Raw genomic sequence first — 11,344 nt, 5'->3', positions numbered from 1 at the left:
GAACGAGGACCATTGCACTACCTGCCAACACACTGGCGACTGTTTTGATGGTAAAAGCCATAACACTCTCCTGTTGTCGTTGCGCTAAGGCAGCCGGTGTACAACCAACTGCTAATTTAACTACGCGGCAGGTGAGCTTCAGTTTCAAACCAGCGCATACTTGCGCAAGTGATGGTATTAATTGATAAAATACAGAAACCTTAACAGTAATAAAACTCTAATACATATGTAAAAAAAATTCCATACCCGAAGCGTATATTATAGATATATTTGATCATATCAAAGGAAAAACGATTCTCGGGAAACCGCTCCTTCGGCGACAGACATCTCTGCCTGATACATAGCGTAAGGATTGGCCGTCAGCCACGATGGCCGAGCCCGCCAGCGATCTGCAGAACCCGGCGGGAGGCATTGGAACAACCAAGGCCGTCGACCGACCTAAAGCAGTTCCAGGAAATGTAAGGACCGGTTTTCCCCGGGAAAAGCGCATTGCGCTTTCCCTTGGAACTGCGCCAACACAAGAGATGGAGCGGTCAGCGTTTCTGTGAACCGGCGAACCGCCCTAAGGAAGCGCTGTTACCCCAACCCCAAGCCAGATGGGATCAGCCGCTCCAACTTGACCTCAGAATATCCGGTAGAACAGCCTGTAGTGCACACGTTCCATGTAAGCGCGATACTCGGGTGCGGCGGCCAGCAGGGCCTCCTCGCGCACGATGCGGTACAGTTGCAGATAGGTGATGACCGCATAGACCGCGAGGTTGTGGAAGGAAAAAGCCGACAGCAGATAAAGTACATGGCCGGCAAGGTAGCCGGCATAGATCGGGTGCCGCACAAGCCGGTAGGCGCCGCCCGTCATCACGCCGCGATTGGCAGGCAGGATGGCGAAGGACCGGCCCAGCGATATCTTGCCCCAGATGACAAACAACAGCGCAACCAACTGCAGCGGCGCGGCGATATAGACCGGAACAAGCGCCACGCCGGGTTCGAGGCTGATCAACGCAACCCCGAAACTGGCGGTCACGGAGACGATGACCGTGAGCGGATTCCAGTCACGCGTCACCGGACGCCGAGACAACAGCAGCCAAGTGAAAGTGAGTATCTCGGAAATCGCCACCAGCGCGGCGTTGAGCCGGGTCGGATCCTCCACGACCTGGTACACGCCGCGATAGACGAACAGACCCGCGCAGGCCAGGGCACAGAGGCGAAAGAAGCCTTCGCGCAGGTCGACCAGCAGGTCACGCCTTCGCGCGGCGGAGAAGTATCCGCCCCCGTTGTTCTGCGAAAACGCTTCACTTTTTGACGTGAGCAAGGCAAGCACCCCGATGATCCCTCGAAGGGACCATTGCACGCAACCATTGCCGGGCAGTTAACCGGCAAGATCGGATCAGCATCAAACGGGGGCAACGCCCTCGAAACATGCCGGGGAGGATGCGCCCGGATGCCAATCCGGTGGGCCGTGGACTACCGAGTGATGCGCATCCAGCCTCACCCCAGATATAGATTTGCGAAATACCCCGCGAAATCAGGGCGTTGCGTCAGGACCTTACCGTCGGCATCGCGCAAAATGCCGGCGGTGAAGAGATAGTCGCCGATCGCTTCCATCTTGGCCGGATCCATCGTGCCGATGGYGCCATTTTCTGCGCGCAGATAGTAGCCGTCGATCAGCGCCTTCAGCGACGCCTCGATCAATGCCGGATTGGTCAGGGCATCCTTGTTGGCGGCGATCAGCAGCGCGGCGGCGTCTCCGGGATGATCGACGGTGAACTGATAGCCGCGCCGCGTCGCCTGGATAAAGGCCGCCGCCAATGCCGGGTTTGCCTGGAGATAGGCTTCGCTCGACGAGATCAGTGTCGTGTGCTCGTCGGGCACGCCGTAGTCGGCATAGACGAAGCTGCGCTGCTTGACGCCTTTGAGTTCGGCCTCGACGCCTTCCCAGGTCGAAACCTCGAGCGTGAAATCGACGGAGCCATTGGCCAGCGCTTCATAGGCGGAGGTGCCGAGCGTCACCGTTTCGAAATTGCCCTTGCCGCCATCGTGGCGGATGATGGTCGAGATCAGCGCGTTTTCCCAGGCGCTGCCGAAACCGCCATAGGTCAAGCCGTCAAGATCCCTCGGGCTTCTGACCCCGCTGCGCGCCGCATTGAACACCACCCGGCCGGTTTCGGACTGCACCACGGCATAGACGGCCTTCAAGTCGGCGCCGGCGGTCTTCTGGGTGAACAGGCTGATGGTGCCGTTGATGCCGAAATCGGCGACGCGGTTGGCGACCAGCGTGCCGGCGCCGGTATCGCTGTAGGGCAGAATGTCGACCTCGAGGCCGGCCTCGCGATAAAACCCCTTGTCGCGGGCGACGAACAGCCCGATGTGGTTGGTGTTGACCGTCCAGTCCAGCGCGACGGTGATTTTTTGCGTCGCCGCGAAGGCACGCCTCGATCCGGCGATCAGCGGAAGACCGCTGGCAAGGGTGAGCAGCAAAGCCTGCCGGCGCGTGAAGTCAGTCATGGTCATGTCCTTTGGATGGTTGCGGGTCGAGCAAAATGTCGAGGATCTCGGCCTCGAGGGCRCTGGCCTGGCGCGCGGCAGCGCCAGTCGGATCGCGCGGGCGCGGCAACGGCACCCTGATTTCCCGCAACACACGGGCCGGGCGTGCCGACAGCACATAGATGCGGTCGGACAGGAACACGGCCTCGCGCACATCATGCGTGATCAGCAGCGCCGTCCAGCGATGATACCGCCACATCTGTTCGAGCCAGCGCTGCATGGCCGCGCGGGTCAGTGCGTCGAGCGCGCCGAACGGCTCGTCGAGCAAAAGCATGTCGCGCTCCTGCACCACCGTGCGCAGCAACGCCGCGCGCTGGCGCATGCCGCCCGACAGCTGTGCCGGAAAATGCCGCTCGAAACCGGCAAGCCCGAACTCGGCAAACAGCGGCGCGACGCACGCCCGCGCCGCCTTGCGTTTGACGCCTTGTACTTCGAGCCCGAGCGTCGCGTTGTCGAGGATGCGCCGCCACGGCATCAGTGCGTCGCGCTGCGGCATGAATGCAAAATGCCTGCCATGGTCGTCGAGTGGCGCGCCGTCGAAGAACATCTCGCCCTCGCCATGCTCCGCCCCCGTCAGAAGCTGGAACAGCGTTGACTTGCCGGCGCCCGAAGGCCCAAGGATCGAGACGAATTCACCGGCATCGACGCTGAGCGAAATGTCGGCCAGCACATCGAGGCCGCCAAACGCCTTGCGCACATGCCGCAGTTCGAGCCGGCTCATCGCCACGGCCCCTTCCCTGCCGGCTGCCGGTCGGCCCGCTCCCAAGGCATGGCAAGGCGCTGCAAGAGCACCGTCAGCCCGAACAGGACGAGGGTGAGCGCGGCACTGACACCGACGGCGGCCAGCACCAGATCGGGGCGGAAATTGTTCTTGGCGTTGAGCATATAGATGCCCAACCCTTTGGCCGCGCCSGCATATTCGGCAAAGATAGCGCCGACSACGGCATAGGTGATGGAGATCCTCAAGCCGGCGAAGAAATAGGGCAGCGCCGACGGCAGCCGCGCCAGCACGAAGACGCGCCAGCGCCCTGCCCCCATGGCGCGCAGCATCTGGCCGATCTCGGCCTCGGTCGCCTCATAGCCCTGCACCAGAGCCACCAGCATCGGGAAGAAGGTGACCAGCGCCACCAGCATGACCTTGGGGGCCAGACCGAAGCCGAACCACAGCACCACCAGCGGCGCGATCGCCACCAGCGGCAAGGTCTGGCTGACGATGAAGACGGGAAACAGCGCACGCCGCAGCGGCTGGAAGAAGTCGACCAGCATCGACAGCGCAAAGGCGGCACCGAGCGAGCAGGCAAAGCCGATCAGCGTGGCGCGGATGGTGGGAATGGCATTGTCGATCAGCGCGTCACGATTGAGTATCGCCTGCTCGAAGACGCGTGACGGCGCCGGCAGGACGGTCGGCTTGATGCCGGAATAGGTGGCGTATAGTTCCCACGCCACAAGGAGCAACCCGACCGAGATGATGGCGGGTACTGCCTTGGCAAGGGAACCCGCGAGCTGGCGCGGGCGGCTGGATGACGATGAGACCACGAAAGGACAACCTTGACGGTCGCGTGTAGGAAACGCGTTCTGTTCAGACAGCGGTGGGGCTGTTGGCCGAAACCGTGACGTCAAGGGTTACGTGGCCGGCGCCCGGCCCGAAGCGGCAGAAGGCTTCGTTCAGCGCCGAAAAGATCGCGCCCGTATCGCCGCGCAGTTTGGTGCAGAAGTTCTTGGAGCGATCGTAGACGCCGGACTGCTTCAGGAAATCGATGCAGCCGTAGATCTCGTCCATGTGGTCGCCGGTGCCCATCACATAGAGTGAGAATTGCGCCGCCGCCGGCTGGCCGGTGGCGGCAGCATTGCGCACGGCGCTGATGGCGGCGTCCTTGCGTGGGCCGAGCGGCCCGACAGGTCCGCCAAAYGCGTCGGAACGGCAGATCGGATCGTCCGGCTCGCCCGGGCAGCCGCGCGAAATGGCCGCCGACAGCACGCAATGCTTGCCGCTGCGCGCCGCCGCCACGAACAGGTCGCGCAATGCCGGGAACAACACTTCCGGTGGCCCGACCAGCAAGGTTGAGATGTCGTCGGTCTCGATCCTGAGCCTGTCCCGGTAGGGATCGAGCGCGCCGAGCGCGCCAAGGATGACGCCGACGAAATCGTCGGCCATGGGGTATAGGGAAATCTGTGCGCCTGAAAACATCGCCCGCCTCGCTCCGCTGGTATTACCCAGATCAGCTTCTAGGGTCTGTGGGCTTGCCGCCCCCGTCTCAGCCCCGACCGTACGGAGCACCCCTGTGGATGGGCGCGTTAAAGCACCATTCGAACTGAAGGGGAAGCCGTTTTTTCAGCGCAGTGCGCCAGCGCTCACGTCTGCCCATCTTCCACCTTGCCGAAAAGCCGGATTTCGGGGGGCGACTTCCTGACTGGAGAGCGCGCGAACGGGGCATGCAATTTCAAGAGCCGTTTGAGCAGACGGCCGTAGGTAAGGTGTTGGACCCTGCCATCGGCAAGATCGAATTCCACGATCCCCCACCGTCTGACTGGCGCCTTGCCCGTCGGCGGGCCTAGCCGTCTGACCTGGAACGCCAGCCTGGTCTTGCGGCCGGCGACATCGAGATAGATGCCTGGAACGGTGCCCAGCACATGCCACATCATGGCAACATGCTCGATCGACATCTCAGGCAAAATCATCGTGTGGGCCGACTCCAGCCGCGCCCAGACGAAATCACCGGCCGGCTGCCGCATCCCCTTCAGGCTGCCTTTGCAGTAGGCGGGTGCGACCTCGCTCACAAGCGCGCGCATCGCGGTCGCCACGCTGTCGGTCAGGGTTTGCAGCGACACCCAGTCTGCTTCGGAAAACGGCACTTGCCCGAGAATGTCGCCATCATCGAAATCGGCGGACATCTTGTGCAGCGTTACACCACCATGAACGGCGTGCTGGCCGTCCACGGCCAGGCGATGGATAGGGTGCGGACCCCGATAATTGGGCAGCAACGCTGGATGAAGATTGAGCCCGCCTTTCGGGAAAGCACCGAGCAAGTCCGGTGGAACAAGGGCTGGAAACGCAAAGCAGATCAACACGTCGGCTCTGACCTCCGACAACTGGCTGCCGAGTGTGCCCCAATCATAGGGCCGGCCAAATTCGATCACCCTTGCCGGCGTGTTGCCGATATAGCGTTTGAGCAGCAATCTGCGTCTCAGCCTGCGGCGAAAATTGCCGGTGCTGAAATGTTTTTGGCGTTGGCGGGATCCCGGCACGACAATCGCGCGGATGAGATGACCTGCTTCAAGCCATCCTGACAGCAGCGGCCCGGTGTAGTGGGTGATGTCGAGCACGAACACGGCGGAAAGCTGGCCGGACCCGGTCCGCGGGCTCAAAAGCACCAGCCGTTCAAGGCGCACATCAAACCACTCCCCATCGGGGGGCGTTCAGACGGCAAGCCAGCCTCATCGGACGGGCCTGACCGGTTTGCAACGTAAAAGCCCGTCGGTCAGGGAGCCTTGACAAGTGAAGACGGCAAGGTGGCGGTGACATCGGAAAGCCGTCCGCCCTTCACGAGACGTGGCTTCTCATAGATTTTCTTCATGCGTATCTCCTGAAGCAAATCAGCATGCGCAGTTGGCCAGCAACGCCACCAACTGTCAATCGCCAGGCCGCGGCTGACAGTTGGTCTTCACACGGCCACAGGAATTGTCCCGCCCTGCTCCTCGAAAATGATCCGTAAACCTTACGAGACGGCCTTCTCGCGCACCGGCAGCTTCCAGCCCGGCCTGACGAAATGGCAGGTGTAGCCGTTGGGATATTTCTCCAGGTAGTCCTGGTGCTCGGGCTCGGCCTCCCAGAAGGCACCAACTGGCGCGACCTCGGTGACGACCTTGCCGGGCCACAGGCCGGAGGCATCGACATCTGAGATGGTGTCTTCAGCGACGTGCTTTTGCTCGTCGCTCGCATAGTAGATCGCCGAACGGTAGCTCATCCCGACATCGTTGCCCTGGCGGTTGCGCGTCGTCGGATCGTGGATCTGGAAAAAGCGCTCCAGCAGCGTGCGATAGCTGATAACCGCGGGATCGAAATTGATCTCGATGGCTTCGGCATGGGTGCCGTGGTTGCGGTAGGTGGCGTTGGGTACATCGCCACCGCTATAGCCGACACGGGTGGAGATGACGCCGGGATAGCGCCGTATCAGATCCTGCATGCCCCAGAAACAGCCACCGGCCAGCACTGCGCGTTCGGTCGAAGTCGCCATGTCACGTCTCCTCAAAAGGCAATCCCAGCTGTGTGACAGTTTCCCGTCCGGAATTGCGCAGACAAATTGGATTTCCCAATAAATGGGCATTGTCGTCTGCTTCGTCCAGTCGCGTGCAACGAACGCGGCCATGCGCGAACGATATCACGGCCTGGTCAGGGATCGAACCGCCTCAGCCGCGCGGATGCCGGGTCCGGCTGTCGGCATCAATCGGCAGATACCGCGTGCCGGGCGGAATGGCGGCAAAGCTGATGGGCACGGGCGGCGCCTTGCGCGACCAGTTGAAAAGAACGGTCTTGACCGGGAGGTTGCCAAGCCATGCCCGCAGTTGCGGCGGCACGCCATGACCCGGCCAAACCATCAGCATGCCGTGGTCGCGCAACCGCTGCCTGGTGATCCAGGGCGCGAACCGCATATCGAGGTCGGTGAAGATCGACGGCTTGTCATAGGCATTGAGGCCCGCCAGCATGGCCAACTGGGTGTTGCCGCCGACAATGTCGAGCCGGCCGGGTGCAGCTGCGTGCCAGACCGCCTCGGCCTCGTCCGAGATCGGCTGCGCCGGCCAGCAGACGGCGTCCATGCGCCCGCGCACATTGCAGTCCGTCCAGCGGATGGCCGCATAGGCGCCTGACATGGTGACGATGCAGAGGAACGCGCAGATCGCCAGCCTTCGCATCTCGATGGCGCCGAGCCGGTGGCCGAGGAAGGCGAGCGCCGCGACACCGACAAGATTGTACATCGGCGCGCCCCAGGCTTCGCCGGTGCCGGTGAACAGCGAGGCCACCATGATCAGGGCCGCCGGCCCGAGCCCCATCCACACGAGATAGACCAGAATGCCGCGCCCGACCGGTGTTTCGGGGGCGGGCGAGCGCCGCAACAGCCCCGATATCGCCAGCACCAGAAAAAAGCCGGAGAGCCCGGCCAGCTGGACACCGATGTAATAAAGGCGCGCACGGTGTTCGGTCACCCATTCGTCGCGGCCGGCGAAATAGGTCAGCGGCAGGAAATCGATGCGGTAGAGCGCGATGGCCAGCGGCGTGGCAATGGCGAGAAAAGCGGCAAGGCCAACCCATGGCCAAGGCGTCGCCAGCCGGCTGCGCGCGCGTGCATCGGACAACAGCCAGAGAGCGCCGAAGGCAAGCAGCAGGCCGGTGGAGAACTTGGCATAGAGCCCGACGCCCGACACCAGTCCGAGTGCCAGCCACCAGCCCGGCCCGCCGCCGCGGCCGGCGCGCCAGAGCAGCCAGCAGATGGCCGCCCAGAACGGCATCTGCGCATAGTCATGATTGAATTGCGGGGTCGGCCAGCCGAAGAAATAGACCGACGGCATCAAAAGCACGGCAGCCAGCGCGCGGCTTTGGCCGAGCATGTCGCGGGCCAGCAGATAGACCAGGACGAAGGTTCCCGAGATCGTCAGCTGGGCGAGCAGATATTGCGGCCAGTGGAACGATCCGGTCAGAAGATGGCTGGTTTCGAGCAGCCAGCCGGGAAGCTGCGGGTGCTTGTAGGTCAGGAGCACCCATTCGCGGCCCCACATGAAACCTTCCACGACATCGCCGGGCGGCGCTGGATCGATCAGTGCCGGCACCACTGTCCAGCACAGCATCTGCACCAGGCACAGAAGCGCCAGCAGATACCAGGGATGGCGAAGCAGGCCGGGCCAGACCGATGAACGGTCGATGCCCGTGACAGGCAATCTGGCCGGCAGCCAACCATCAATGGAGTCATCTATTCCCGTCATGCGGTGCTTAAATCACACCGACCGGTTTTTCGAATAGTGCCGATATCAAAGCTTACGAAAATGTATACTTGCACCGCCATTGCGGGGCCAAGATTGAGCAGGACATTCGCCGCTTCCTGCCACGCCCGGGCAAGACAGCCTGTGCATCACCCCTGTCCGAAGCTTCTGGATCCATCATGCGTCACAAGCACGCCGTCATTCACTACCGCGCGCTCGACTTCTGGATGGCGCGTGCGGCCGTCGTCGTCATCATCTGCCTGCAGCTTCTCGTAATCAACAACCTCTCCTTCGGACCGCGCTGGCTGGCTCCGGCGCTGGAGGCCGCCCTGCTCCTGCCGCTCTCGGTGGCGACGGCCTGGACGCAGGCCGCCACCAGAAAGGCGGTCGAGGATCACGAGTGGCATGCGATTGGCCAGTTTCGCGTCATGATTCGCCGCACGGCTTTGACCATGACCGCGATCATCAGCGTCATGAATTGCGGTTCGCTGGTCTTGCTGGTGCGGGCATTGCTGGAGGGCCATGCCGGCAACAGCGGCACCACGCTGCTGATTGATGCCCTCAACATCTGGGTAACCAACGTCATCGTCTTCGCCTTGTGGTTCTGGAGCACCGACCGCGGCGGGCCGCCGACCTGTGGCCTCGTCAAGCTGGCGCATGCCGATTTCCTGTTTGCACAGATGACCTTGAATGACCGCGAGCTTAGCCACTGGCTGCCGGGCTTCGTCGACTATTTCTTCCTCGCCTTCACCAATGCGACGGCGTTTTCGCCGACCGACACTCTGCCCCTCTCCCAGCGCGCCAAGCTTTTGATGATGGCCGAGGCGATGATCTCGCTGCTGACGATCGCGCTGGTCGCGGCCCGTGCCGTCAACATTCTGGCCTAATGGAGCGCGAGGTGGTGGAGGATCCCTCAATCCGCGCCGAGGTCGCGTTCGAAGACCACCTGGTCGCGCAGCGGAATGCCGTTCACAGCCAAGCCTTCGGGGTAACCGGTCGATGGTCCGAACGCATCCTGCACGATGCGATACATCCGAAAGCCCTGTCTCTGGTAGAAGCGCAGATTGCCGATATCGGCCGTTGCGGTCGAGACGATCAGGCGCCGGCCGTTGCGCTCGCGGCAGCGATTGMTTGCCGCCGCGACAAGGGTACGCCCCAATCCCTCGCTCTGCCTTGCCGGACGGACCGCCAGGCTCTTGAGTTCGAAGACGTCGCCCTCACCAGTCTCGATGACCTGCACATGGCCGACGATCCTGTTGCCATCGCGCGCAACCAGCACCTCGCCCTCGTCGATATAGTTGGAGATCTGCGTCGGAGAATCGTCGGCAAGGGCAAACAGCGGCCGTAAGGCCTCGCGATCCCCGTCATATCGTTCAATCTGCATCGAAAAGCCCGGGCTGGATCAACGCCGCCGCCAGTGCGGCAGCCTTGCACCGGATATAGCAGTGGCCGGTCAGGGGCCACAAACGCAAAAAGCCCGCCCCGGCGTGAGCCGAGGCGGGCTTTGGATTCTCGGACGCTGGAAAAAGCCTGGAGCTATTCCTCAGGAGTTGGCCTGAACTTCCGCACGATCACCTCGAACAGAATATCCGATATCCACATGGCGCAGACGCCGATGAGAAACGCCGCCGCCAGCGTCGTGGTGTCGTCATTGGCCAGCGGCAGGCCGGTGGCGCGGGAATATTGGACCACGGGCAGCGTCAGATAGGCGGCGGCGAGCGCGCCGCAGATCGGCGACGCCACCATTTCACGCAGCTTGTAGCGGTGCCGCGACAGGGCGCGCAACACACCACCGGCCAGACCGGCGACGACGACGGGTCCCTTGATGCCGAGCAGGTCGAAGACATCGTGCATCATTTCATCGCCCTCGCGATGAGGGGGCCGAAGACCGCTGCGGCTCCGAATATGATCCGCCCGCCGAGCAGCATGGCTGAGTCCAGGGCGACGACCGTCATGGCTTCCACCCGCATAGCTTTTCGCCCTTGCGGTTGTGCGCCAGCAGCGCCTTGACCTCGGCGTCCGACAGCGCATCGACAGCGGTCGCCGACAGGCGCAGCGGACTGGACACAGAGCAGAACCCGCCTCTGACGGTCGTGCAGCCGGCCAGAGCGGCCAGGACGGCCGCAAGCATCAATCCCTTGCCCATGATTTGAGCTCCTTTCGCGCGGTGGCAGCCGGCAGCGCGCCGATGTCGTTCTGGACCTGGTCGGCGATGTCATGCGCCGCGGCCTCGGCGGCCGCCTGCCGGGCACGCTCGCTGCGCTCGCCGGCAAGCCGCTGGCGAACACCCCAGCCGAGCGCCGCCAGGATGGCGGCACCGATGCCGAGAACGGTCGGATTGCCAAGCAGGAAAGACAGCAGCGCGCTCATTGGTTTGGCTCATCCTTGACCAGATAGCCGATGGCAAAGACCGCGATCGGCAGAAGCGTCGCCCAGGTCTCGGCATCGTACCAGGACGGCCAGATATTGCGCACGAAGACGCCGGAAACCGACACGGCCGCGGCGGCAATGGTCGCGGCCGTCAGCTTGTTGGTGGGGCGGATGGTCGGTTGGGTGATGGTGGCCATGATCAGAAAATCCCTTGCAAGGCGACGGCAATGTGGTGCCAGGCGGCATAGGCGAAGAGCAGGCAGGCGGCGATGACCCCGCCTGCCTTGGCGGCAACCGGAATCCCGGAACCGGCGGGTGCCGGCGACGCCGGCTCGGCCGCGGGCGGGTTGCCGGCGGGCGTTTCATTTTCGGGCGGCCGCGGGGCCGGTCCGGACGCCGGCGTCGCAGGCTGCACGGGCGCGGGCACCGCCAATGGGGCCGACATCAGCAAGGCCTGGGC

Annotated in this window: 14 protein-coding genes, 1 pseudogene and 1 riboswitch; of the genes and pseudogenes, 1 reads left to right on the top strand and 14 read right to left on the bottom strand. The window is 63.1% G+C overall.

What is annotated here, in order from left to right; all coding sequences use genetic code 11:
• Positions 1 to 622: 622 nt before the first annotated feature.
• The 8 genes from AC1DX0_RS22820 to AC1DX0_RS22785 form a co-directional block, all read right to left on the bottom strand.
• Positions 623 to 1,318, bottom strand: a complete 696-nt coding sequence (locus AC1DX0_RS22820; protein ID WP_477224367.1) for a methyltransferase family protein — start codon at positions 1,316 to 1,318, stop codon at positions 623 to 625.
• 167 nt (positions 1,319 to 1,485) lie between these two features.
• Entirely contained in the window at positions 1,486 to 2,502 is a 1,017-nt protein-coding gene (locus AC1DX0_RS22815; protein WP_477356923.1) for an ABC transporter substrate-binding protein, read from the bottom strand.
• Complete coding sequence (locus AC1DX0_RS22810) at positions 2,495 to 3,262, bottom strand: ABC transporter ATP-binding protein (protein WP_477224365.1); 768 nt, start codon at positions 3,260 to 3,262, stop codon at positions 2,495 to 2,497. The genes AC1DX0_RS22815 and AC1DX0_RS22810 overlap by 8 nt, the downstream gene beginning before the upstream one ends.
• Complete coding sequence (locus AC1DX0_RS22805) at positions 3,259 to 4,077, bottom strand: ABC transporter permease (RefSeq protein WP_477224364.1); 819 nt, start codon at positions 4,075 to 4,077, stop codon at positions 3,259 to 3,261. Before AC1DX0_RS22805 ends, AC1DX0_RS22810 begins: the two co-directional genes overlap by 4 nt.
• Positions 4,078 to 4,120: 43 nt before the next feature.
• Complete coding sequence (locus AC1DX0_RS22800) at positions 4,121 to 4,729, bottom strand: YkoF family thiamine/hydroxymethylpyrimidine-binding protein (protein WP_477224363.1); 609 nt, start codon at positions 4,727 to 4,729, stop codon at positions 4,121 to 4,123.
• Positions 4,720 to 4,833: riboswitch (TPP riboswitch) on the bottom strand. It overlaps the preceding gene by 10 nt.
• A 60-nt stretch (positions 4,834 to 4,893) precedes the next feature.
• Positions 4,894 to 5,931: a formyltransferase family protein gene (locus tag AC1DX0_RS22795; protein ID WP_477224362.1), complete on the bottom strand. Its 1,038-nt coding sequence runs from the start codon at positions 5,929 to 5,931 to the stop codon at positions 4,894 to 4,896.
• A gap of 326 nt (positions 5,932 to 6,257) precedes the next feature.
• Positions 6,258 to 6,776: a peptide-methionine (S)-S-oxide reductase MsrA gene (msrA, locus tag AC1DX0_RS22790; RefSeq protein WP_477224361.1), complete on the bottom strand. Its 519-nt coding sequence runs from the start codon at positions 6,774 to 6,776 to the stop codon at positions 6,258 to 6,260.
• 172 nt (positions 6,777 to 6,948) lie between these two features.
• A complete protein-coding gene (locus AC1DX0_RS22785; RefSeq protein ID WP_477224360.1) occupies positions 6,949 to 8,517 on the bottom strand; it encodes a glycosyltransferase family 39 protein in 1,569 nt (522 codons plus the stop codon).
• Positions 8,518 to 8,693: 176 nt separating this feature from the next.
• Here AC1DX0_RS22785 and AC1DX0_RS22780 point away from each other — a divergent pair, with 176 nt between their 5' ends.
• On the top strand, positions 8,694 to 9,401 hold the full coding sequence (locus AC1DX0_RS22780) for a hypothetical protein (protein WP_477224359.1): 708 nt from the start codon (positions 8,694 to 8,696) through the stop codon (positions 9,399 to 9,401).
• Positions 9,402 to 9,427: 26 nt separating this feature from the next.
• Here the strand turns inward: AC1DX0_RS22780 and AC1DX0_RS22775 are convergent, their stop codons facing one another.
• The 6 genes and pseudogenes from AC1DX0_RS22775 to AC1DX0_RS22750 form a co-directional block, all read right to left on the bottom strand.
• Positions 9,428 to 9,898 carry a GNAT family N-acetyltransferase gene (locus AC1DX0_RS22775; RefSeq protein WP_477356921.1) on the bottom strand — a complete coding sequence of 157 codons (471 nt, stop codon included), beginning with the start codon at positions 9,896 to 9,898 and terminating at the stop codon, positions 9,428 to 9,430.
• Positions 9,899 to 10,050: 152 nt separating this feature from the next.
• Positions 10,051 to 10,368: a hypothetical protein gene (locus AC1DX0_RS22770; protein WP_477224374.1), complete on the bottom strand. Its 318-nt coding sequence runs from the start codon at positions 10,366 to 10,368 to the stop codon at positions 10,051 to 10,053.
• A gap of 97 nt (positions 10,369 to 10,465) precedes the next feature.
• Entirely contained in the window at positions 10,466 to 10,660 is a 195-nt protein-coding gene (locus AC1DX0_RS22765) for a hypothetical protein (RefSeq protein WP_477224357.1), read from the bottom strand.
• Positions 10,645 to 10,884 (bottom strand): ABC transporter permease, encoded by a 240-nt coding sequence (locus AC1DX0_RS22760; protein ID WP_477224356.1) that lies wholly within the window; start codon positions 10,882 to 10,884, stop codon positions 10,645 to 10,647. Before AC1DX0_RS22760 ends, AC1DX0_RS22765 begins: the two co-directional genes overlap by 16 nt.
• A complete protein-coding gene (locus AC1DX0_RS22755) occupies positions 10,881 to 11,081 on the bottom strand; it encodes a hypothetical protein (RefSeq protein WP_477224355.1) in 201 nt (66 codons plus the stop codon). Before AC1DX0_RS22755 ends, AC1DX0_RS22760 begins: the two co-directional genes overlap by 4 nt.
• Before the next feature lie 2 nt (positions 11,082 to 11,083).
• A pseudogene (locus AC1DX0_RS22750) lies at positions 11,084 to 11,344 on the bottom strand (hypothetical protein); the annotation flags it as partial.

The organism is Mesorhizobium sp. P3_A9, assembly GCF_056402975.1.
Note: the sequence above shows the minus strand (reverse complement) of the source record. Positions and strands in the feature narration are given on the sequence as shown.